Consider the following 23,337-nt stretch of genomic DNA (forward strand, 5'->3'; position numbering starts at 1 on the left):
CAACCAACTGCATGAGCAACTGCAAAGTAACCAGCGAATCGCCATCACTGCACTTGAAGGGATGGGAGGGATTGGTAAAACTGAACTGGCTTGGGAATATGCTCAACGGTCCTTAATCCAAAATCTCTATTCGGGTGGAGTTTGTTGGTTGCGGTCGCGAGATCAAGAAATCGCCACCCAGATTATTGATTTTTCTAAAAGCAATTTGGGAATGAAACCCCCAGATGATCTGGAAGTAGAGGCCCAGGTCAGTTTCATTTGGCAACGATGGCCCCAAGGGGAGGTTTTAATCGTTGTTGACGATGTGGTTGAGTATGAGCTTGTTGCCTCCTGTCTTCCTCTATCGAACCCACGGTTCAAAGTCCTGATCACCACTCGACTTGATTTTGGTGGATCTGTTCGCTCTCTTTGCCTGGAAGAACTCGATAATGAGAGCGCACTAACACTACTAGAAAAGCTGATTGGACAAAAACGGGTTCAGTCTCAATTAGAAGATGCACAAACTTTGTGTGGTTGGGTCGGTAACTTGCCCCTTGGACTAGAGCTGCTAGGACGGTCATTAGCTAAAAAGCCAGATTGGTCTTGTCAAAAACTAATTGAGCGACTTGAATCCAAGAGACTTGAAGCGAAAGCGCTGACTGCAACTGAGTCAGGGATGACGGCTCAGTTAGGAGTAGCTGCTGCTCTAGAGTTGAGTTGGGTAGAGCTAAGTGAAGCAGAGCAGGAACTCGCTTGTTTATTAGGGATGTTTGCAATTGCCCCTATTCCTTGGCATTTGGTTGAAGGATGTCTATCAGATCAGGATAAGGATGACTTAGAAGACATCAGAGATGAAGGTTTAATTGCTAGATACTTACTCAAACGAGTAGAACAGAGTACCTACCAACTCCATCAAATTGTGCAGGAGTTCTTTCGGATTAAGTTGAATGAGCGCACTGACAAAGGGGAATCCCTTAAAGCCGCTTATTGCACAGCAATGGTTGGTGTTGCTAAGGGTATTAATGACAGTCCAACACTTGATGTGATTGCAGTGATGAGTGCCAGTATTCCCCATCTGGAGGAGCTAACCAGACAGTGGATTGACCACCTCAGTAATGATGAATTGATGTGGCCCTATGTCGGTATTGGTCGCTTTTATGGAGGGCAAGGTAACTATGCATTAGCCTTACCTTGGTATCAAAAATGTCTTGAACAGACTCGACAGAAATTAGGCAACGAACACCCCGATGTCGCGACTAGCCTCCATAGCCTGGCAGGACTCTACATCAAACAATGTAGTTATGAGGAGGCAAAAACGCACTGCATTCAAGCACTGCAAATGAGACAGAATCTATTGGGAAAGGAACACCCTGATGTTGCTATTAGCCTCAATACTCTGGCTTTACTCTTCGACAACCAAGGACGGTATGAGGAGGCTGAGCCTCTCTTTCTTCAAGCCTTAGAAATGAGACAGAATCTCTTGCACAAGGAGCACCCATATATCGCTGATAGCCTCCATAACCTGGCATTTCTTTACAGAAGCCAAGGACGGTATGAGGAGGCTGAGCCTCTCTTTCTTCAAGCCCTAGAAATGAGGCAGAAGCTCTTGCACAAGGAGCATCCATATATCGCTAGTAACCTCAATGACCTGGCATTTCTCTACAGGAGCCAAGGACGGTATGAGGAGGCCGAGCCTCTCTTGCACCAGACTGTGGAAATGTTAAGAAATCGATTGGGTAAGGAGCACCCATATACCGCTATTAGCCTTAATGACCTGGCAGCACTCTACGAAGATCAAGGACGGTATGAGGAGGCAGAAATTCTTTATCTAGAAGCATTGGAAATATACCAGAAGGTATGGGAGAAAAAGCACCCCTATGCCGCGAGTAGCCTCAATAACCTGGCCTTACTCTACAAAAACCAAGGACGGTACACAGACGCTGAACCCCTCTTTGTCCAAGCCCTAGAGATGACACAGAAGCTCTTGGGCAACGAACACCCTCATACAGTCACGGTTCAGCAAAATCTAGATGCTTTTCGTCAACAAATGAAGGATTAAATGAAAAAAAGAAAATACGCTATCCGTTGGGCATGTTCCGGGGGCTGGTGTTGAGTCGAAAATTGGTCTGTGATGATGCAAAAGTGGGCACCCCCCGAAACGAACAAGAGTTTAGCGAACCTCAGATGTCCATTAATTCTTTATACGCACAAGAATGAGCAATTTATAGAATTAGCTGCACAACTTTGAATCGCTACAAACCAATTTCAGAGAGTATTCTGCTAATTCGTAAGTAATGATACTCAAGAAAAGATTTTATAGAGCTAGATGCACTATTTCTGAGAGAAAAATAAACTCTTTAAGGAATTAGTAGCACTATTTTTTGATAGTAGCTTCCTATCAATCAATCTACTGAATCTCAAATCAAGCTGAAGAACCACGTAAATTTGTAGTTTTTCCCAGATAATTTAGTGATATCTGCCGGAAATAAAGCCATGACTGAACCCGTTACCCTGACAGCCGCAGTAATTGCCAATCTCGCCTTTCAAGAGTTCCTAAAATCCAGCGCTGGTGAAGCAGCAAAACAGTTCACTGCTGAAGCAATAGCTAAGATGAGCGAGCTTCGTCAGAAGATTTGGGATAGGCTGCGGGGTAAACATGACGCGGCTGAACAGGCACTAAACCAAGCAGAGTCAGGGGATCAGAATGCAATTGAAACTGTTGCTACTCTACTAGGCGTGGAAATGCTAGATGAAGCCTTTGCTGGAGAACTTCGACAGATAGCCCAAGAAATCAATATTCATATCAGCAAGGACACCAACACCCAAGTTCAAAATAACTACGGTGGAACCAACTTCCAAAACAGTATTTCAGGTGGAGAGGTTTTTCAAGGCGAGAACATCACCATCAATAAGACCACTTGACTAGAGTCGTCCGACTGGGACCGGACAGAGTTAAATCCCGACATCCATACCCCCAATAACCTTCCCCGTAGTGGTGCAATTGCTTTCGTGGGTCGGGAGGATCTGCTCACTCGACTTCAAAACCAGCTCCAAAACAACGAGCGTATTGGTATCACTGGAGTCAAAGGCATGGGTGGTATCGGTAAAACAGAGCTTACCCTTCAGTACGCGATTTCTTCCTTCAACCAACAACTCTATCCCGGTGGCGTTTGTTGGCTTCAGGCCAGAGGTCAAGAAATTGCCACCCAAATTATCAGCTTTGCCAAAGCTAATCTAGGCATCAAGCCACCGGATGAACTAGAAATTGATGAGCAAGTCGCCTTCACCTGGCAACGATGGCCAGAAGCAGATACCCTCATTATTCTGGATGATGTCACCGACTATGATGCAGTCTCTTCTTATCTCCCACCCCCTTCTGAGAAATTCAAGATCCTGATTACCACACGCATCAATCTTGGTTCATCTGTGACTCAAATTGAGATTGAACAACTCACTGATCAGGCTGCGATTGCATTACTGAAATCCATTGTTGGCAGTGACCGAATCGAGTCTCAGCTTACGTTTACAGAAGCGCTTTGTCACAAGGTGGGCAATCTACCTCTTGGCCTAGAGCTACTGGGACGATTCCTAGCGAAAAAGAAAGATTGGACGATTCAAAAACTTGCTGAACGGCTGGAATCTAAAAAGCTGGAAACAAAGGCTCTCAAAGCCACTGAATTGGGAATGACGGCTGAGTTGGGGGTAGCAAAGGCCCTTGAATTAAGTTGGATAGAGCTGAATGAAGTCCAACAAGAACTCGCATGTTTATTGGGGATGTTTGCTGTTGCTCCTATCCCTTGGTCTTTGGTTGAGAACTGCTTATCAGAACAGGATAAGGATGACCTTGAAGATATTAGGGATGAGGGGTTAATCGACAATAGCTTGCTTAAACGGGTAGAGCAAGACACCTATCAGCTCCATCAAATCGTACAGGAATTTTTTCGGGTCAAGCTGAATGAGCATTCAGATGATGGGCAGCGACTCAAGGAAGCATTTTGCAACGTGATGCTTGACATCGCTAAAGGCATTGATAACCGTCCAACGCTTGATGTGATTGAGAAGATGAGGGTTAGTATTCCCCATCTAGAAGAAGTTGTGAAGGTGTGGGTTGATCATCTGAATGAGGATGACCTGACCATGCCCTACATAGGGATCTGTCGATTTTATGAGGGTCAAGGTAGCTATGGATTAGCCTTGCCTTGGATGCAGCTATGCCTCAAACAGGTTGTAGAAAAGAAGGGTGAAGAAAACCAAGATATTGCGACTATCACCCTCTGGGTTGCTCATCTCTACCAAAACCAAGGACGGTACTCAGAAGCCGAACCCCTCTATGTCCAAGCCCTACAGATGAGACAGAAGCTCTTGGGCAACGAACACCCCGATGTCGCTACTAGCCTCAATAACCTGGCAGCACTCTACTACAACCAAGGACGGTACACAGACGCCGAACCCCTCTATGTCCAAGCCCTAGAGATGAGACAGAAGCTCTTGGGCAACGAACACCCCTATGTCGCTCAAAGCCTCAATAACCTGGCTTTACTCTACCAAAACCAAGGACGGTACACAGACGCCGAACCCCTCTATGTCCAAGCCCTAGAGATGAAAAAGAAGCTCTTGGGCAACGAACACCCCTCTGTCGCGACTAGCCTCAATAACCTGGCAGCACTCTACAAAAACCAAGGACGGTACACAGACGCCGAACCCCTCTTGGTCCAAGCCCTAGAGATGAGACAGAAGCTCTTGGGCAACGAACACCCCGATGTCGCAACTAGCCTCAATAACCTGGCAGAACTCTACTACAACCAAGGACGGTACACAGACGCCGAACCCCTCTATGTCCAAGCCCTAGAGATGACACAGAAGCTCTTGGGCAACGAACACCCCTCTGTCGCTCTAAGCCTCCATAACCTGGCAGCACTCTACTACAACCAAGGACGGTACACCGAAGCCGAACCCCTCTTGGTCCAAGCCCTAGAGATGACACAGAAGCTCTTGGGCAACGAACACCCCTCTGTCGCGAGTAGCCTCAATGACCTGGCCTTACTCTACAAAAACCAAGGACGGTACACCGAAGCCGAATCCCTCTTGGTCCAAGCCCTAGAGATGACACAGAAGCTCTTGGGCAACGAACACCCCAATGTCGCAACTAGCCTCAATAACCTGGCAGAACTCTACCAAAACCAAGGACGGTACTCAGAAGCCGAACCCCTCTATGTCCAAGCCCTAGAGATGACACAGAAGCTCTTGGGCAACGAACACCCCTCTGTCGCTCTAAGCCTCCATAACCTGGCAGCACTCTACTACAACCAAGGACGGTACACCGAAGCCGAACCCCTCTTGGTCCAAGCCCTACAGATGGCACAGAAGCTCTTGGGCAACGAACACCCCAATACAGTCACATTGAAGCAAAATTTAGATACTTTGCGTCAACAAATGAAAGATTAAATTAAAAAAAGAAAAGACGCTAGCCACTGGGCATGTTCCGGGGGCTGGTGTTGAGTCGAAGATTAGTCTGAGATGATTCGAGAGTTGCCCCCGAAACGAGCAAGAGCTTAGCTCACCTCAGATCGGCAATGTCGCCATCACAAAGCCGTGCCTTTGCTCTGCTCCCTGCCTTTATTTGGGGATGCTGCATTATTGGAGTTTTTGGGATGGGTGTGATTTTTGGGGATGGTATCAGGGTTGAGATCGCAATCCCTAACTCAGCAGCCCTTCTTTTTCTGCTGCCTCTCGCGTAACTTTCCTTAGCCACGCTCTAAGTTCTCCTCTTTCAGAATACTTCTCTTCTAAGGCTTTATATACTTCTTCTTCCAGACGAATACTAATTGACTTGGAAAGCTTACCCGTTGAATCATCAGCTCTGGGCAACGGCTTCAAGTGGTCAAATGTGGGGTTCGGATTTCTAGGCATATCCAATTCATAAAATACACAGAATCAGATTAGCATAAATAAGAAAAAAATAAGCTTGAGTTCAAGCATATTTGATTCTAAAAGAGAATATGAGGAAAAGTTAGGTAATACAAAATCCATAGAGATTTTGATAATGTAAACTAGTGTAAATGCTAAGCTTATACGCTTGAACTCAAGCGTATAGATGATATAATGATTACATACAAACAAAGGCATCGCTCACGACTACCAATCTCAAGCGATGCCCGAGTTAAAACCACAATCAGAGGCAATAACTATGCTTACTTTAGCCGAAACATCGATTTTTACGCTTCATCTTCAGTTCAACAATCCCAACCTGTTCGCCGCAATGGAAGATTGCGAAGATTCACAGGATCTAGTCGAAGAAGTTGCTAGCGATGGCGAGGCCCCTTCCTGCACTCTTCTAGGCCGCATGGGCCGCATTGATGGGGTGGCTGTGGGTTATCTCTCAGATGGCACCCCGTTAAGAATCGAATAGTCTCTCTGGGGCATCTCTGCCCCGCTCCTTTCGCTCCATCTAAACCCACTCGCTACACAGGGAATAAATATTATGACCACTCACACCAATCGCGAAAAAGCCCAAGCCAAGCAACAAGCAGCACTCGAAAAACTAGAGCAAGGAATTCTGAATATTGCAACTGAAGCCGACTGGAGAAAATACCTCGATTTCCATTCCAAGTTCTATAACTACTCTGCCAAAAACTCGATGCTGATTTACGGCCAATACCCAGACGCTAGCCATGTGGCAGGCTACAGAGCTTGGCAGAAGCACGGGAGACAAGTTCGCAAAGGGGAGAAAGGGATCGTCATCCTCGCTCCCTGCAAGAAGAAAGTCGAGGATGAAAAAACAGGGGATAAAGCTTGGCAAATCTTTGGCTTTAAGACTGCAAGCGTTTTTGATGTTAGCCAAACCGATGGCGAAGAATTACAGGAAACAGATGTCAAGGCTCAGACCACTGAGGCCGAGCTATACCGGAACCTCAAAGCCTTCGGGGAAGCTCAAGGGTTTACGGTGCTTGAGCAAGCCTATCCTGGGGCTTACGGGGTCTGTATCTACAAGCCCAGTGGCATAGAGATTCAGGTTGACCCACTGCTCAGTGTAGAGCTGAGAGCTAGCATTCTTGCCCATGAGCTAGGCCATGCCCTCATGCATAATGCGGCTGAGTATTGCGACCACACCCCCACATCCACTAAGGAGCTAGAAGCTGAGTCAGTCGCCTACTGCGTGACGCAATACTTTGGAGTTGCTGAGGATCAGAAACGCTCGTTTGCATACATCAACTGTTGGAACCGGGAAAGCGATCAGGCACTTGAGCAGTTCAAAGCGTCAATGAGTGTGATCGCAAAAACCGTTAAGGCGATTATTGAGGGAGTTGAAAGCACTACCTCAACTGAATCTAAAGCTTTAGCAATTACCTAATCCGCTGGCCTGGGTAAGCCATTAATCACCCATAAAAAACAGATTCTAGAGAGAATCTAAGATCGTAAATCAGTGTAAATAGTGAGCTAATATGCTTGAACCCAAGCATATATATGCTATAATTATTATTTTGAAAGACAGAGGCAAACCGATGACATACTTTCCCAAAGCCACTACCCTCACCACTGTTAGAGTCGCCCAATATCGGGAAGCCTTGAGATTCGCTGAGAACTCAGCAAACCGCATCGAATACTCTTCTTGCCGTTGGGATGAGGTGATCCAAGAGCGCAGCACAGGCTTTCTATCTCTATTTCGCGCCATGCGTGAATTGCAGTCCATGAAGTGTCCCCGAGCCTCACAGGATGATAAAAACCGCTACGCTTCCGTGATGGCTAAAGCTAATCGAATGATGCAGCAACATGGGTCTGAGTACTTCGAGACCTTTGAAGGGCTTTCAATCAACCAAACCGACGAGGAAATCCATTGGAATTGGATCGGGTCTCGAATGGCTGATGCACTCACTTACCTCCGCAGCCCCCAGGAATACCCCGCACAGTACGCCCGAGTGGTTGCCTCTCTCCAACCCAAAACCGTCAAAAAACGACATCTACAAGTTGTTTAGTGCCTAAATATTGCACACTGTACAACATACATATTATGATAGTGACATGATTAAAAGCTTTCGCCACAAAGGACTTAAGCGTTTTTTCGAGACTGGCTCAACTGTGGGCATCCAAGCCAAACACCAGACACGATTGAGGTTACAGCTACAAGTGTTAAATAGTGCTGCATAATCATGACTTCTCCGGTTGAGTGGCACTAACTTCTCCACCCCCCCAACCAAAAAAAATATTGGCCAACCATTTTCGACAGGTAGATATGGAATTAAGGGTTGCAATTCATAGGCAAAAATTCAGATCTAAATCCATACATATCACGAATGGAAGATCGTGATCTCATCCGGTCTATTCCTCCATCTGTCCCTCCTTTTTTTTCATTCCTCTTCTCCTTTTGTGTTTTAAGGGTTGTCTCTCTCGTTGTATTCTCCTCATCTGAACGGTTAATACTCATTTCTCCTTCTGGCTTCTGGGTCAGCTTGCTGGTCAATTTCCTCATGGATTCTCCTCGAAGCAAGACCTTCATCGCATCATGGATAATCCGGTCGAGGATGGCATCGGCCAGAGTGGGATCTTGAATTTGTGAGTGCCATTGCTCCAGGGGCATTTGCGTGGCAAATAAGCAGGAGGCTTTGCGAAACCGCTCGTCTAAGATATCGAGCACTTCTCTAGCCTCAAAGACAGATAGAGGATCTCTAAGCCATTCATCCAGCACCAGTAGATCGTAGGCCGCTAATTGTTTTCGGAGTTTTGGATAAGACCCATCTCCTTTGGCCAGCTTCAACTCCAGAACGAGATCAGCAGTTTTGATATAGCGGACGCTATGGCCTTGCTTACACAAATGATGGGACAATACGGCCGCCAAGAAAGACTTCCCAACGCCCGTCGGTCCCAGGATGATCAATGACAGATTTTCCTGGAGCCAATGACCTTGAGCAAATTCAAGGAACTGGATTTTACGAAGTCCTCTGGGCACATCGAAATCTACTGCATCTAAGGTGGCGTGCACCGGCAGTCGAGCTTGCCTCAGTCGGCGTTGCATCCGTTGATTCTGACGCCGGATGTATTCGCGCTCTACCATCAAGGCCAGTCGTTCATCGAAAGACAGATCATGATAGGTGGGCATCGCCTGCTGTTCTCGCCAAGCTTCGAGTATGCCGGTGAGTTTCATTTGTTGTAGCTGTTCAATCATTGCTTGCATCGCTGTCTTCCCCTACGTCGCTTGATAATATTCGGACCCTCGGACATTGGCATGGTGAATAGGAATCACCTTATGGGTTTCATCCGGTAAGGGGTCTGATTCAAGTTTGTTTTGGAGCATAGATTTGAGATAGCGTTGGCCCACCATCCCCATAGCATTAGCCCGATTACAGGCGGCTTCCAACCTTTCAGCACCATGGGTTGTTCTTAGATGTTGCACCCCTTTCAAAGCACGAAACGCCTGTTCATCATGGGCTTTCTTCTCAAAGATATCTATCACTTGCTGCTTCGTCGCTGGTCCAACATTCTGGGCCCAAGCCAGGAAGGTCTCTCTCGATTGGGTTTTGTAAGCCAAATGCGCTGGTGGCATATGCCCCTCTTCAGTGGAATGCTGAAACGGCAAGCTAGAACGTTCATGTATCGCAATGCGCTGATGGTCATGAAAAATCTGCACCAAAGATTCCGTAATCTTGACGGATACTGATTTCCCCACATATTCATAAGGGACACTGTAATAGTGGCGGTTCACCTCAATGTGGTAATCAAAACTCACTTTCGCGGTTTTAAATTCGCCAAACTCAAACGCATGGCTGGGCAAGGGTCTGAGTTCTGGTTGGTCCACTTGCTCAAATAATTCTCGACGGGATAGACCATAGGATTTCATGGTCCGATGGTTGAGTTTCTCCAACCCTGCTGCAATCGCTTCATTCAGTTGCTTGAAACTGGTAAAGGTCTGGTCTCTCAAGGGTGCGAGAATATGACGTTCCACTTGCTGCACCGCATTCTCCACTTTGGGTTTATCCCGAGGGCATTTGGGGCGAGCGGGCAAGATGATCACGTTGTAGTGTTCCGCAAAGTCTTGATAACTCCGATTGATACCGGGCTCATAACGGCACGGATCTGTGACTCCTGACTTGAGGTTGTCTGGAACGATAGCGACCGGCACTCCACCAAAGAAGGCCAATGACCGTTGATGAGATCCGAGCCAGTTCTTGATGGTTTGGCTTTCGGTCGCCTCTGCATAGGTGTAGTTACTCGCTCCACAGCAGGCCACAAACACTTGAGCTTGAGTGACCTCACCGGTTTTGGGATGGACCACCGGCACGGTCATACCACAGTAGTCTACAAAGATTTTTTTCCGCTCCCTTGTGGGTCTGGCGCATGGATAGCGAGTGCTGTTTTTTCCACTTGCGGTATCGACGGCAAAAGCCACTATAGCTACAGTTCCAATCCCCTCTCTCTTTACCTTCCATCCACAGTAGGCCGAGGGTGACCCCTTTACGTTGCATCTCTCGATGCACATACTCGAAGTCAATCGCAGGCTTCTTACGGGAGGACTGACGTTGACCTTTTCCCAGCAGATGCTGGATATCACTATCACTTAGTCGGCTTAACTGGTCATAACTGAGGGATTGACCCTGAGCACGATGCAGATAGTCTCGGACAGCGGTACGGGAGATGAAGCAGCTACGGGCGATCTCCGATTTATTGTGGCCGAGTTCATGTAAGCGAATAATTTCTCTAAATTTACTCATCGACAGGGTTGCTCCTTGACGTTTATAGGCCATTGCCATCTCCATTCCTCTGGCTAATGCACAGAAGTTTAGAGGATGGCCTGGCTAGGGATAATGACCTGTCGAAATGATGGTTAGGGGGGTGGAGAAGTTAACTGCCACTTATCCGGTGAAGATAACTTCCACAAGGGTGGAGAAGTTTATTGCCATTTGACTGGCGAAGATAACTTCCACAGGGGTGGAGAAGTTACTGCCATTCGACCGGAGAAGTTACCCTCCCAAGGGGTGGAGAAGTTACTGAGAATATGCAAATAGCATCTCGAATGTGCTAGAGCTTGATATTCCTGGGTTCTATCTCCATAAGTTAAAGCCAAGCTCTCGATGGTCGATTCGCGTTAGTGGCAACTGGAGACTCACCTTTGAATTCACTGATGGCGACGTTATTGTGCTTGATTACGAGGACTACCACTGATGTTGATGCATAACCCACCCCACCCCGGCGAGGTCATTCAGGGATTGTTTATTGAACCGAATAAATGGACCCTGACCGATGTTGCTAATGCACTAGAGGTCAGCCCCGGTAATTTTTCAAGGCTGGTCAATGGCAAAATTTCCCTGAGTTCTGACATGGCCGTAAGGCTGTCTAGGGTTTTGGGCCTGGAGCCGCTAACCTGGATGCGAATGCAGGCCGATCATGATATTTGGAATGCACAGCAAGAAAATGATCATGCTGAGTTGAAGCGGTTAGCAGTTAAGGTTTAGCTAACACCGCAACAGGTTTTGAGCAAGAAAGAAAAAGGCTAAGCAATACAGATTCTCGCTAGATTCTAAAAATACAAAGGTATTTAATAGGTGTGATGTCGGAGTTTGGTATTGAGTTGCGATGCCCGTTGCTTGCTGTCCGTAGGACTTAGGGCGGTCTTCGACCATCGCACCCCCATTCTTAATCAAGCAGCTTTTCATTCTCCGCCCCGATCCTCGCCTGTTTTCTGAGCCAAGCTGTTAGCTCCCCTTTGCCTGGATACTTTTTAATCAACGCTTCATAGACACTCATCTCTAGGCGAACCCCTATTGTTTTGGATAGTTCCTCTTCAGTGCTATCCGCTCTAGGCAAGGGTTTGAGGTGATCGTAAGTTGGGGAAGGGTTTCGGGGTGACATCTCCAATCCTTTCAGACAACAGCTTTAAAACTAACACACATATGCATGTTATCAAGCATATTCAAGTATTAAGTTTATGAAACTAATTTCCTATATACGCTTGTTATCAAGCATATAAATGCTATAATACTTACATACAAACAAAGGCACCGCTCACGACGACGAATCAGAAAGCGGTGCCCTAGTTAAAACCCAACTAAGGATTAACTATGTCAACTCTAACTCATACAGAAGCACCCACCACCGTCAACGAACTGCTTCAGCTCGTTGACTCTCAAGTCACTGATCCCCTTCATCCTGAAGTCATTGCAATCGAGATGCAGATCGAGCAATACCCCGGTGTGCGCGAGGGTGGCGATTTGTTTGAAGTCCTCGCTGCCGTCACCAACAAGCCAGGTCGTCTCGGTGATCGCCTCCGCAATTGGGTTCAGTCTGAGTATGGCGACGACTACCGCCTAGCTGATTGGCGCACCATCCCCACCACTCGACAGCTTGAAGCTGAAAACGATTACGAAGACGAATTCTAAACACATTCGGGGGGCAACATCGCCCCCCAAGGGATATTGCGCGATAATGGTATTAACGGAGAGACAAATGAATTCATCAGATACAGCTCAAATGCCTCAATGGTTGGATGTCTTAGCGAAGCTAGCAACGATTGTCATCGCTATTGTCGCTCTGATCTCAGCTCTGGCAAGCGTCAATTTTTTCGTGGTTAGATCTGTTGTTGCTGAACAAATTACACCTCAGTTCCAGCAAATAGATCAGCGGTTTCAACAAGTTGACTTGCACTTTCAACAAGTCGATCAACGGATTCAGCAAATGGATCAACGACTTGAGCGAATAGAAATCAAGCTAGACAAAATCACGAATTGATTTGGATTTTCTCCAAGTGCCCTAGCTTAAAGTTAAGGCACTTGGAGATTGTTTGTTTTTCCCATCTCGTTAAGCTTAGTTACCTAGGTAATATAAATTCCCTGAAAAATCTGAGATTCCATAGCTTCACGAATGCGATCGCGGCATTCCAACATCCCCACCAGCGCTATCACTTGAGAAGCAATATCCAGGCGATAATCCCTAAGACCCAACCAATAGGGCCTGCGAGGATCAATAAGGGGGTAATCAGGATCAGAAGAACAATCAGACAACCTTTCATCGAATGACCTCCATAATGTAGTTTTCCGTCAGTATTCTGGCGATGGTTTCAAGTTCTTGTTCTGGTTTGACTAGAGTTACGCTCATGACTGAGCCTCCATGATTAGGTAATACAGAATCCACACAGAAAATGAAAATTTAGAGCATTGGTATTGAGTAGATAGTTGGGGAGTAAGCTAGGTAATACAGAATCCGCATGGAATCTGAAAGCTTGAAAGACTGGGTAAATTAATAGGTGCAATACCAGCCATAAATCCAAACATATACATATGGCTAGCGACCAGAGTCGAGAAGGGGAAGCCGTTTCACTGGATTGCAGCACCAACGCTACCAGCTAGAATCATGTATACGGTTATACGGTTTGGGGAGTTAATTATTGCTTTCTACCGTGTCTACATACACGGGTAATTCTCGATCAATAGGCTTCATAAACGCCGATCCTAATGACGCCAAAAGAATGACCGCTCCAATACTGCAGAGTATAAAAACTTTTCTAGTTGCCACTGTTCTTTAGCTCCTTAATTTCCTTTTGTTGTTGCTCAATAATCTGCTGTTGCTGAACCGGGCTTTCGTGGTGTCCGCTGGCAATGAAACTGCACCAAATAAACGTTTGACCTACCTAGAAAGGCGGCATAAACAGCGAACCAGAGGGCTAAGACTTTGCTATCAGGCATGTGTCAAGAACCTTCGATATGTACGACTGGAGCAGGGCTATTAAGCCCCTCTTTAACGGACATTCCCCAAAAAGTAAGCAGTACGCCGATAAGCACCCCGATTGAGATGTAGGTCAGCCTGTACCATTTGTTTTCCCTCTGGATATCCTTTTCTACCTGTTTCATTCGCAGGGCGCGATCGGCCAAAGTCAGCTTTTCTTTAGTTGCCGCTATTTGGGCGAACCTCTGTTTTAGTGCCACGCTGTTTTTGGTCAGGTAGGTTTCGAGGTACGAAACTAATTGCTGCTGGGCAATAGTCCTGCGGGGATCGGTTGACCAAAAATCAAGCTGGTCAATCGCTTTTTTTGCTCTGCCTCGGTGCCCCCTTGCATGATCGCGTTTGTCCGGGCCTTAAAATCTTCACTTTGCAAGGTCTCGCAGACTACCTGCCTATATTCGGTGATATAAATCTCTTGTGCCGCTAATTGATCCGCTGCACCCATAGCGGCCAGCTCTTCAACGGTCTCACAAAGCTTCTTGGCATTTGCACGGGCGATCCCTTTTAATAGCCCTACCAGTTCATTGCCCTCCATGCCGACCCCGGATTTTTCTGCAGCTACCTTGATCTCGTCATCTGAAGGGGCTTCAGGGGATTGAATCACCAGATTAGGCTTTTCCCCTGCCTGAACTCGCTGACACAAAGCCTCAAACCGATCTCGGTATTGTCCTAGGGTGCTGCCTGTGCCTGTGATAGCCGATGATAATTCGTCGAACTGTTCGGGGGTCAAGCCTTGTGTTTCGGCGACTTTTCTCAGGTAGCTCTCAATATAGGTCCAGCCGTTCGCGTTGCGGCCTATATTTACTGCGATCAGCAATTCGGATTGAGCGTCATCGAATTGGGTCAGATCCTCCCCCCAGCCCACAGCTTTCAGAAGTTTTTGCAGATCCTCTTGGGTGATCTCTAACAGTTGAAGAATGTCGTCTAGGTTGTGCATGTCTTGATTACCTTGTTAGGTTTGTTTGCTTGTTCGATTCAAATATTAGGCTTGCGCGCGACTAGCCGAATGGGTCACCAGCGATAGACACAGCCGGGGAATCATCGTCTGTGTCTTCGGTGCCTTCGCTGTCGTTGACCCAGGTATCAAGACTGGGCTGATCCTCGCCAACGATCTTATTCCCGCCGCTGGCTGTAGCTAAGGCCTCACTATCTAGGGCCAACTTAAAGTGATTGCCTACCGTTGAGAGCCGCTGAACTTCATCAAGTGGCGCTCCAATTAATGCACTCCCCAGCGGTCCTAGAGCTGACCATGCCGCCTGGAAAAACATTTCGTTGAAGCTGCCCCCGTAGTATTTTTTCAGGGCCAAGTAGCGACGGTAGTGCGCGGAATCTTCGGGGTACTGCTTCGAGGGTCGGATCGTTTTGATGTCTGACTCTTTAGGCATTGGTGAGACCTCCTTTGATCAAGAGGTAACTGTCAGTAAACCGATTCTTGTACCCCGTGTACTCTGGCGCATTCAGTTCTGGCAAGGCCCCTGACATCTCTTCAAGTTCATCCTTGAAGAAACGCAGCTTAGTTCCAAACTTGTTTTTTAGCTCTGGCCCCCAGACTGGATGACTGCCCCCAGTCACATAAATCTTGGTTGCAGTCCCCAAGGCTGGAAACCCGTCAAACTTTCTGGAGAGTAGAGGCCAAACTTTAGCCTTTGTATCCTTGAGGATCTGTCTGGCGTTCTTCAATGCTTCCTTATCTGAGAAAGCATGTTTAAACCCATTCTTGTTTCTGACTTCTCTACAGATCAGTGTAGAAAGGATCAGTTCATCTGAAATGTGAATGCCGCATTCACTGATGAGCTTAATCATCCCAAGGTTGGAAAGCGTGAGACTCTTCTGAGCCTGGATTACGCCGTTCAGAACTTGGAGCAACGAGACATCCTTGTGACCAAACATGATCGCCATTGCCCCCTGATCTTGTATCTGTGAAGCAATACCCGATCCTTCAGGCAGTACCCGGACCCGTCGCACTTTCACGTTTGGCTTAAGACCGTTGAATGTTGATCCGTAAATACCTTTCGCCAGGTTCGACTCCAAGGTTTTAAAGTATCGCCGCTCACCTTCAGGTAAAAGCACCGTTAGATCAACATAGCCCTCTAAAAACTGCTCTCGTTCGATGACCTTGCCAAGCATTCCCAGAGTTCTTAGACTGGCTTGCTCTGCTTTGTTCTGATGCAACAAGGTTTCATGTAGGCCGTAAATAGCGCTAGAGCCGACCGTCCATGACCTACCCTTGTACTCGATCACACAGCTCTCACTGTCCAGGTCTCTAACCTCCTCCTCTTCAACTGCATTATCTTGAGCAATCCACCTGATAGACCCGTCGAGGTCATAACAACCCTTGCCCATGCTTGAGCCTAGATCAGTGCATATCTTTATTTCTCGATCCATTTCGTGAAGCTCCTATGTTTGTCGTCCTCACCTATCTATAGGCTTGCAATCAGAAAGACGAAAATACTTTTTTTAAGTGGGCCTGAATACTACATTCTGTAGCCTTTTGTAGTGGTCTCCTCAAAATTTTGTGGTGCGTTTGAAATTTTTTGTAGTACTTCCAAATTTTTTGAAAAAACCTGAAGAATCGGCCCTAAAACGACCTCAAAGCCTCTCTGTATCTACGTTTGAGTCACAAAAAACGCCCATTTTCGCGAAATATCGATACCAAGTAGCGCCAAACTACACCAAGTGGCACCAACAAAAATCCGTGCTGGTCTCACTTGGCGAGATTTGGCTTTGACCTGAAAGCCAAGCCTCAGAAACTATACGGGGAGGGCATTTCGGGGATTGCATATCTTGTCTGTGGAGTCGGGGGGTGGGGGGCATACGCCAACCGCCATCCCTTGGGGCTACTTCCTGGATCGGGCCAAAAGTCAAAAAACGTGTTTTTAAGTACTACAAAAAGTTTCAAGCGCACTACAAAAAATATTTTTCTTGTAGCACAAATGTAAAGCCAGTGTAGTGTCAAGGATCGAGAGTTTTGGTTTCCCCTTGTCCACTAAAGTGCTAGCTACGAATTAAAGAGCTAGCACACAGACTATAAATCGTTAAAACTATTTCTGAATCTCAATTCTTGCTGAAGACTCGCGTATTTTCAGGGAGTTAACCAGATAATTAACTGATATCTGCCCTAAACACTGCCATGACTGAACCCCTTACCCTGACAGCCACATTAATTGCTAATCTTGCCTTTCAAGAATTCCTCAAATCCAGTGCTGGAGAATTAGCCAAGAAATTTACCGCTGATGCAATTGAACAGATGGGAAAACTCCGTCAGACAATTTGGAATAGGCTACGGGGTAAGTCTCAAAAAGTGGATGACGCTCTAAAGAAAATAGAGCAGGGAGATACTGAAGCCCTATCAACCATTGCCAAGAATTTAGATGTAGTGATGGATGAGGATCTTGATTTTGCAGCTCAAGTCCAGGCTATGGCTCAAACCATCAATGCTGGCAAGATTCTCGACCAGAGCAATATGACTCAGAACAACTCAGATAACGCCAAAGGTTGGCAAACCAAAGTGGAAGGGGGAACAGCCTATATCGGTGAGATTCATATCAGCGAATCCCAAAATAAATAAGGGATAACCTCAGTGAGAGATCCCATACAAGAAATCCGTCAGATTGTTGCCCATAAGCTGCAATCAGAATCCAGTGCCACAACTAATGAAATTGTCACTAGTCTGCGCTCAGAGCTAGACTCTAACCCTTCACTCATAGAAGCACTCCAGACAGATCAGCGCGTCGTACAAATCAACTTAGGAGACTCCAAAGGTTTTCAAACCTTGGTCAAGGAGGGTGGAATTGCCAACCTTGGAACTCATTACCATCTTGACTCTGAGAAAGTAGTTCAACAACTCGCAGAGCTTCTTCAAGAGCTGATATCCCAAAGACAGACTCCAATCCCTACCAACGTTCCACGTAGTGGAGTCAAGGAATTTGTGGGTCGAGGTCCAAAACTTCAAGACCTCCACGAGCAACTACAAAACAGCCAGCGTATCGCCATTACCGCGATTTCAGGAATGGGAGGCATAGGCAAAACGGAATTGGCCTTACAGTATGCCATTGCTCAATTTAGACAAGAGCAATACCCTGGTGGGATTTGCTGGTTGAGAGCCAGGGGGCAGGAGATTGCAACCCAAATTGTGACGTTTGCTCAGACTAAGATAGGTCTTACTCTCCCTGATGGATTAGATGAAAAAGGCCAGGTTGACTATTCCTGGGGGCATTGGCGAGAGGGGGATGTTCTGGTTGTTCTCGATGATGTATCTGAGTTTGATGCAGTTGAACCCTATCTGCCTCCCTCAGATCCGAAGTTCAAAGTGTTGTTGACAACTCGTTTGAATTTGGGCAGCTCTGTACAGTCTCTGTCCATTGAAGAACTCGATGATAAAAGTGCATTAGCACTACTGGAAACACTAGTAGGATCAGACCGGATTCAATCACAACTGGAGGATGCTAAAACCCTATATGATTGGGTGGGTAACCTACCATTAGGACTAGAGCTGTTAGGCCGTTATCTGGCCAACGACCTGGATCTATCCATCCACGATTTGCTCCAAGAACTTAAGTCAATGCGGTTGGATACTGAAGCATTACTTGAGAAAGAAGATGGCATGACAGCTCAACTGGGCGTTGTCGACGCATTGGAGTTGAGTTGGAAGAATCTTGAGGATCCAGAAAAGGAATTGGCCTGTTTATTGGGGATGTTTGCGATTGCTCCTATCCCATGGCAATACATTGAATCTTGTCTACCCAACACCCCTCCAAGGGAATTAACCAGAGCTAGAAAGAAAGGTTTACGGAAACGAAACCTCCTCAAACGGGTAGAACAGAGTACCTACCAGCTCCATCAAATTGTGCAGGAGTTCTTTCGGATTAAGTTGAATGAGCGCACTGACAAAGGGGAATCGGTTAAAGCAGCTTATTGCACAGCAATGGTTGGTGTTGCTCAGGGTATTAATGACAGTCCAACGATTGATGTGATTGCAGGGATGAGGGCCAGCATTCCCCATCTGGAAGAACTAACCAGACAGTGGATTGACCTCAGTGATGATGATTTGACATGGCCCTATGTCGGTATTGGTCGATTTTATAAAGGGCAAGGAAACTATGGCTTAGCTTTACCTTGGTATCAAAAATGCCTGGAACAGACTCAACAGAGATTCGGCAACGAACACCCCTCTGTCGCCACTAGCCTCAATAACCTGGCAGGACTCTACGAAAACCAAGGACGGTACACAGAAGCCGAACCCCTCTATGTCCAAACCCTAGAGATGACACAGAAGCTCTTGGGCAACGAACACCCCGATGTCGCGAGTAGCCTCAATAACCTGGCAGGACTCTACAAAAACCAAGGACGGTACACAGAAGCCGAACCCCTCTATGTCCAAGCCCTAGAGATGAAAAAGAAGCTCTTGGGCAACGAACACCCCGATGTCGCTAACTCGATGTGGTGTTTAGGGGCACTCTATCAAAAACAAGGCAGAAATGAGGATGCAGAAGGTCTTTATCGAAAAGCTCTAGTCATTTTTGAGGAAAAACTTGGGAGTAGTCATCCCCATACTCAAAGACTTCGGAACTATCTAGCATCACTTTCCTGATGGGTTTGTGCATTAAAGCTTTAAAACTGGAGGTTTAATTTTTTTTGGCTACTAATTATTTGAAATGGCCTAAATTCGTAGATCGGAGCGCTATGTCTTTCTAACTGTACAGAGCGCTTTAACGTTCAGCTTTGGTCTTTTCCGTCGCAAGCCTATAGATAAGGTAAGAATTCGATTTTTCGATAAGCCATGCTGAATGTTACGACTATCAATTCCAATGTCAAAGATGGGGCGAAGTATTACACCAAGGAAGAGAGCTACTACAGCCCAAACGAGGAAATTCAGCGGATCACTCAAAACGAATTTATAGGCAGGATGGCACCGAATGACCCTTACTCTGCTGAGCTATTTACGAAGCTGTTTTATGGGGACTATCCAGGCAAGGGGCGAATTAGAAACAAGGTAAAGGGCCAGGGCCAGGAGCGGTTAGCCTATGACCTGACGTTTTCTATCTCTGGCAAATCCTTAAGCATGGCTATCCATGCACCCAACGGCGATCACCGTTTATGGAATGCCCATGTCGAGGCCATTAAAGAAGTAATGCAAATCGTTGAGGATGAATATGCAGCGGCCCGAATTCAGAAGAACAATGACCGCCAAACCGTAAAGACAGGCAACATCGCCGCTGCTTTAATTCATCACCACGAAACCCGAGCAGGCGACCCTCACGTACACACCCATGTTGTTCTTTTCAATGGAACTCATTGCCCTGATGGTGAATTTAGGGCCTTTTATAAGGAACTGTTAACGAGAAGCAGTGTTTTAGGAAACATCTACGATCAGAAGATGGCTCTCAAGGTCCAAGCGCTGGGCTATAAGATTCGGGAAACAAAAACAGGGTTTGACCTCGAAGGGGTTACCGACGAGCAAATTAAACAATTCAGTAAGCGCTCAACCGAAATCGAGGACTACTTAAAAGAGAAAGGCTGGGCCAACACCCCAAAAAATCGACAAAAGGCAACCTTTGAAACTCGCATCGGCAAGGATATTACGGAATCACTAGAACATAAGCAGCAACGATGGGGCGAAGAAATGGCCTCAGTCGGTTTCACTGGCATAACCCCATTTGACCAACCTATCAAGCCTGAAAACCAAGAGACACCCCGAGAACTTTTAGACGCTGCATTAGCACACCTGACAGAATATCAATCCTCATTCAACGCCGAGGACATACAGCGCTTTGTGTTCTCTCACCTGAGAAGTTTTGACGAGAAGCCCTTAAACGCTGAGATTGCAAAGCACCCTGATCTGATTACTGCCTGGGATGGCCGACTCACCACACAGACCGCAGTAGACAGGGACCAAAGGATCTTAGACATCGTTCTATCCCCAGATAACCAGGTTGGACCGCTGAACCCAACCGCTGATTTTAGCGACACGATGCTAAACAGTGGACAAGCCGAGGCCATGAGACGCTTGCTCAGCTTTTCGGATCAGTACCAAATCCTTAAGGGACTGGCAGGCACGGGTAAGACAACTGCTCTGGGTCTGGCAAGAGAACAATTACCCCCTGGCATCGATATCAAAGTTTTCGCGCCCACCCACAATGCAAAACATCAGATTAGTGAGGCATTTGGACTAGAAGGAACAACCATAGCCAGCTTTGTTGTCAGTCCCCCACCAGAAGGGGCTAACCAGCTTTGGATCTTTGACGAAGCGGGCATGATTGGATCTGAGGACATGGAGAAAATTCTCCAGAAAGCCGAACAGGTCGGGGCTAGGTGTTGGTTTGTCGGTGACACTGGGCAGAATGCCGCCATATCCGCAGGGGCACCTGTACGAATGCTGATGAATAAAGGCGCAATCGTTCACCGTCTCGACCAAATCATTAGACAGCAAAACAAAGAACAGCTTAGGGCCGTTGAGCTTATCGCCGATGGTCACGGGGTTGAGGCTCTGAGAGCTTTAGAAAAAAATGGAAATATCAGAGAGGTCGAAGACTCGGAAACCAAGATCACAAGTGCCGTTGCCTATTACATGGAGAAGCCTAAACATCGCCGAGACAAAACCCTCGTAGTCGTGGGGACTAATGCAGAACGGTTTGGCTTTACCAAACTCCTAAGAGCCGAGCTTATCAAGGAAGGCCAGCTTACCAAAGATACTGAATTTACTCAGCTCCAGAGAAGAAACCTCTCCAAGGCCGAGAAGAAACGGGCCGAGAACTACAACAAGGGCGATTTACTGGTACTGCACAAAAAACATAGGCTCTATACCCAGCTTCAGACCCATGTCCCTTATAAAGTCTTGGCCGTTGAGGGCAAAAACCTCAAGGTCCAGTCACCGGGCGGTCGGCATTTCACCATCAATCCTGCAGAGCATAAGTTAACTCAGGTCTATACGACGAGGCGCAATCAGATTGCTGTTGGTGATAAGCTCCGGTTCACTTCAACCAACATGAAAAAGGATATCCATACCAATGCTTTTTTAACCTGTACCGATATCAAAGATCAGATCGCAACGGTCAAAGATAAGCATGGCCGAGTGCATCACTTAGACCTCACCAAGCCCCTACAGATAGATCATGACTGGGCCACGACTACCTATCGATCACAAGGTAGTACCAACTCAGAAACCCTCTACATTGCTAGCCTTAATCCTACCTCAGCCAAAGAATCCTTCTATGTGGGTATCTCCAGGAACAAGACCAAATATCTGACTGTGTTCACTGAGGACCTGAGTAAGCTCCAAGAGTGGGTCGGACAATCCTATGCACAGGAAAATGCATTAGAGATACTGTTTGACCCTCATGTGGGCTGGAGTCCAACTTATGACAAAGAAGAACGGCCCTATGGGTTGGATGAGGATACATGGAAGGAAATGAAGGGTAGCGGTATTCACCCCGATCTATTGACCTCGAACCACCTCCGAAGTGAGAACCCCGATCCTTATGGATCTATTCGTGACAATCCTTTGGTTGCCGCCCTACTAGAAGCCGAATTCACTAAATCTAAGTATGGGGCTGGACAAGAGGTTACAGGGAAGATGAAAGGCTTTCTATACCGAGCTTCCATCGTTGACGGTCATACCCAGTATGACTCCGAGAAAGCGTACAGCCACATTGCCGAGGTGGGAGGTTGGATCGGCTATGGTGGCACTGATTTACTCTCTGTCATCGAGGGCAATCCTCAACCATCCCAGTATTGCCAAGTGAAACCTAAGACCCCCCGCTTAGACAAAGACGGCGACATCATAAAATACGAGACGCCTAAAGTACCCGGTCAACAAGTCTTTCTACCTGAGATACCTTTGGCAATCGAGGAACGAATTTATCAGCGTAATGGCATCAGTCCAACTGCTGAGGAGCGGTCTAAGGGGGTTTGGTATGTAGCTGACAAATATAACCTACCGATCGTCATCACAGAGGGCCTGAAAAAGACATGGGCATCCCTGAGCCAAGGGCATCTAACCGTAGGCTTGCCCGGTGTAACTGCCTTGTACCGGGCTAAGAATGAGTATGACAAACGACTGCCCCAACGTGAACTAACAGAGTATGGTGAGGCACTAGCTAAACCGGGTAGGCAAATCACTTTTGCCTTTGACCAAGACACAAAGGTATCGAGCATCCTAAATGTGCGTCGAGATTTGGTGAGAACAATCGAGCTAATGCAGACTAGGAGCGTTGTCTGCAAGATTGCCCAATGGAAGCCAGAGCTAGGGAAAGGCCTGGACGATCTAATTGTGAAAGCTGGCCCGAAAGCCTATAACCTTGCGATCGCAAATGCTGTGAGGCCTGATGCAGAGATTAAGCGTCGCTATAGAACCCAGTACAACGCTATTACCAAGCGGGCTGTAGAGCGTTTCGGCGATATGCCTAAAGAAAGGCTGGACATGGAAGTCTACAGCTATTGCTTATCGCCTGATAACGGCGCAACCATCAATGACGCTCATCGGTTCCTTTCAGCGTCCGATCATATGAGAGCTGCTGAACCTGGGGACCGTAAACGATATTTGTTAGCCATTCACAAAAAATCACGGAATCTATCAGGACATCTCAGCGGATAAACGGGCCAATAAGCTGACAACGCAATTGGTTAATCGGTCGATCAAGAAACAGGAAGATG

Annotated in this window: 21 protein-coding genes and 3 pseudogenes; 14 read left to right on the top strand and 10 right to left on the bottom strand. The window is 46.9% G+C overall.

Going from position 1 to position 23,337, the window contains the following annotated elements; genetic code table 11:
* Nucleotides 1–7: 7 nt before the first annotated feature.
* From HRE53_RS31165 to HRE53_RS31175, 3 genes are all read left to right on the top strand, one after another.
* Nucleotides 8–2,038 carry a tetratricopeptide repeat protein gene (locus HRE53_RS31165; RefSeq protein ID WP_235112473.1) on the top strand — a complete coding sequence of 677 codons (2,031 nt, stop codon included), beginning with the start codon at nucleotides 8–10 and terminating at the stop codon, nucleotides 2,036–2,038.
* Between the two features lie 434 nt (nucleotides 2,039–2,472).
* Nucleotides 2,473–2,901, top strand: a complete 429-nt coding sequence (locus tag HRE53_RS31170) for a hypothetical protein (RefSeq protein WP_235112229.1) — start codon at nucleotides 2,473–2,475, stop codon at nucleotides 2,899–2,901.
* Nucleotides 2,902–2,988: 87 nt separating this feature from the next.
* Entirely contained in the window at nucleotides 2,989–5,424 is a 2,436-nt protein-coding gene (locus HRE53_RS31175; RefSeq protein ID WP_235112231.1) for a tetratricopeptide repeat protein, read from the top strand.
* A gap of 252 nt (nucleotides 5,425–5,676) precedes the next feature.
* On the opposite strand, the gene HRE53_RS31180 is transcribed toward HRE53_RS31175, so the two are convergent.
* On the bottom strand, nucleotides 5,677–5,889 hold the full coding sequence (locus tag HRE53_RS31180) for a hypothetical protein (RefSeq protein ID WP_235112233.1): 213 nt from the start codon (nucleotides 5,887–5,889) through the stop codon (nucleotides 5,677–5,679).
* Nucleotides 5,890–6,166: 277 nt separating this feature from the next.
* Between HRE53_RS31180 and HRE53_RS31185 the strand changes: the two genes are divergently transcribed.
* The 4 genes and pseudogenes from HRE53_RS31185 to HRE53_RS31200 all read left to right on the top strand — a co-directional run.
* Nucleotides 6,167–6,388 carry a hypothetical protein gene (locus tag HRE53_RS31185; protein WP_212667288.1) on the top strand — a complete coding sequence of 74 codons (222 nt, stop codon included), beginning with the start codon at nucleotides 6,167–6,169 and terminating at the stop codon, nucleotides 6,386–6,388.
* Nucleotides 6,389–6,460: 72 nt separating this feature from the next.
* On the top strand, nucleotides 6,461–7,330 hold the full coding sequence (locus HRE53_RS31190) for an ArdC-like ssDNA-binding domain-containing protein (protein ID WP_235112236.1): 870 nt from the start codon (nucleotides 6,461–6,463) through the stop codon (nucleotides 7,328–7,330).
* 151 nt (nucleotides 7,331–7,481) lie between these two features.
* Nucleotides 7,482–7,952, top strand: a complete 471-nt coding sequence (locus HRE53_RS31195) for a hypothetical protein (protein ID WP_235112237.1) — start codon at nucleotides 7,482–7,484, stop codon at nucleotides 7,950–7,952.
* Between the two features lie 46 nt (nucleotides 7,953–7,998).
* Nucleotides 7,999–8,118, top strand: a pseudogene (locus tag HRE53_RS31200) (type II toxin-antitoxin system RelE/ParE family toxin); the annotation flags it as partial.
* Nucleotides 8,119–8,295: 177 nt separating this feature from the next.
* Here the strand turns inward: HRE53_RS31200 and istB are convergent.
* The 3 genes and pseudogenes from istB to HRE53_RS31215 all read right to left on the bottom strand — a co-directional run bounded on the left by istB (nucleotide 8,296) and on the right by HRE53_RS31215 (nucleotide 10,715).
* Nucleotides 8,296–9,148 (bottom strand): annotated as a pseudogene (istB, locus tag HRE53_RS31205) (IS21-like element helper ATPase IstB).
* Between the two features lie 12 nt (nucleotides 9,149–9,160).
* On the bottom strand, nucleotides 9,161–10,258 hold the full coding sequence (gene istA / locus HRE53_RS31210) for an IS21 family transposase (RefSeq protein ID WP_235112242.1): 1,098 nt from the start codon (nucleotides 10,256–10,258) through the stop codon (nucleotides 9,161–9,163).
* Nucleotides 10,224–10,715, bottom strand: coding sequence for a hypothetical protein (locus HRE53_RS31215; RefSeq protein WP_235112244.1), 492 nt, complete (start codon nucleotides 10,713–10,715; stop codon nucleotides 10,224–10,226). Before HRE53_RS31215 ends, istA begins: the two co-directional genes overlap by 35 nt.
* A 277-nt stretch (nucleotides 10,716–10,992) precedes the next feature.
* On the opposite strand from HRE53_RS31215, the pseudogene HRE53_RS31220 reads away from it, so the two are divergent.
* Nucleotides 10,993–11,133: pseudogene (locus tag HRE53_RS31220) on the top strand (type II toxin-antitoxin system RelE/ParE family toxin); the annotation flags it as partial.
* The gene (locus tag HRE53_RS31225; protein WP_235112249.1) at nucleotides 11,133–11,423 is read left to right on the top strand and encodes a HigA family addiction module antitoxin; all 291 of its coding nucleotides are present in this window, start codon (nucleotides 11,133–11,135) and stop codon (nucleotides 11,421–11,423) included. The pseudogene HRE53_RS31220 and the gene HRE53_RS31225, both read left to right, overlap by 1 nt.
* Here HRE53_RS31225 and HRE53_RS31230 read toward each other — a convergent pair whose 3' ends face one another.
* Nucleotides 11,424–11,591, bottom strand: a complete 168-nt coding sequence (locus tag HRE53_RS31230; RefSeq protein WP_235112250.1) for a hypothetical protein — start codon at nucleotides 11,589–11,591, stop codon at nucleotides 11,424–11,426.
* A 13-nt stretch (nucleotides 11,592–11,604) separates the two neighbouring features.
* On the bottom strand, nucleotides 11,605–11,820 hold the full coding sequence (locus HRE53_RS31235; protein WP_235112251.1) for a hypothetical protein: 216 nt from the start codon (nucleotides 11,818–11,820) through the stop codon (nucleotides 11,605–11,607).
* 209 nt (nucleotides 11,821–12,029) lie between these two features.
* On the opposite strand from HRE53_RS31235, the gene HRE53_RS31240 reads away from it, so the two are divergent.
* Both HRE53_RS31240 and HRE53_RS31245 read left to right on the top strand, forming a co-directional pair.
* Nucleotides 12,030–12,347, top strand: coding sequence for a hypothetical protein (locus HRE53_RS31240; protein ID WP_235112253.1), 318 nt, complete (start codon nucleotides 12,030–12,032; stop codon nucleotides 12,345–12,347).
* A 67-nt stretch (nucleotides 12,348–12,414) separates the two neighbouring features.
* Nucleotides 12,415–12,696: a hypothetical protein gene (locus HRE53_RS31245; protein ID WP_235112254.1), complete on the top strand. Its 282-nt coding sequence runs from the start codon at nucleotides 12,415–12,417 to the stop codon at nucleotides 12,694–12,696.
* 956 nt (nucleotides 12,697–13,652) lie between these two features.
* Here the strand turns inward: HRE53_RS31245 and HRE53_RS31250 are convergent.
* The 4 genes from HRE53_RS31250 to HRE53_RS31265 all read right to left on the bottom strand — a co-directional run bounded on the left by HRE53_RS31250 (nucleotide 13,653) and on the right by HRE53_RS31265 (nucleotide 16,029).
* A complete protein-coding gene (locus tag HRE53_RS31250) occupies nucleotides 13,653–13,889 on the bottom strand; it encodes a hypothetical protein (RefSeq protein WP_235112255.1) in 237 nt (78 codons plus the stop codon).
* A gap of 35 nt (nucleotides 13,890–13,924) precedes the next feature.
* A complete protein-coding gene (locus HRE53_RS31255) occupies nucleotides 13,925–14,623 on the bottom strand; it encodes a hypothetical protein (RefSeq protein WP_235112256.1) in 699 nt (232 codons plus the stop codon).
* A gap of 61 nt (nucleotides 14,624–14,684) precedes the next feature.
* Nucleotides 14,685–14,954, bottom strand: a complete 270-nt coding sequence (locus HRE53_RS31260; protein ID WP_235112257.1) for a hypothetical protein — start codon at nucleotides 14,952–14,954, stop codon at nucleotides 14,685–14,687.
* A 109-nt stretch (nucleotides 14,955–15,063) separates the two neighbouring features.
* Nucleotides 15,064–16,029, bottom strand: coding sequence for a ParM/StbA family protein (locus HRE53_RS31265; protein WP_235112258.1), 966 nt, complete (start codon nucleotides 16,027–16,029; stop codon nucleotides 15,064–15,066).
* A 787-nt stretch (nucleotides 16,030–16,816) separates the two neighbouring features.
* Here HRE53_RS31265 and HRE53_RS31270 point away from each other — a divergent pair.
* From HRE53_RS31270 to mobF, 3 genes are all read left to right on the top strand, one after another.
* Complete coding sequence (locus HRE53_RS31270; protein WP_235112259.1) at nucleotides 16,817–17,254, top strand: hypothetical protein; 438 nt, start codon at nucleotides 16,817–16,819, stop codon at nucleotides 17,252–17,254.
* Between the two features lie 12 nt (nucleotides 17,255–17,266).
* Complete coding sequence (locus HRE53_RS31275; protein ID WP_235112260.1) at nucleotides 17,267–19,276, top strand: tetratricopeptide repeat protein; 2,010 nt, start codon at nucleotides 17,267–17,269, stop codon at nucleotides 19,274–19,276.
* Nucleotides 19,277–19,465: 189 nt separating this feature from the next.
* Entirely contained in the window at nucleotides 19,466–23,278 is a 3,813-nt protein-coding gene (mobF, locus tag HRE53_RS31280; RefSeq protein ID WP_235112268.1) for a MobF family relaxase, read from the top strand.
* The last annotated feature ends 59 nt before the right edge of the window (nucleotides 23,279–23,337 follow it).

Origin of the sequence: Acaryochloris sp. 'Moss Beach', from assembly GCF_021497025.1 — a bacterium.
Classification (GTDB): Bacteria; Cyanobacteriota; Cyanobacteriia; order Thermosynechococcales; family Thermosynechococcaceae; genus Acaryochloris; species Acaryochloris marina_A.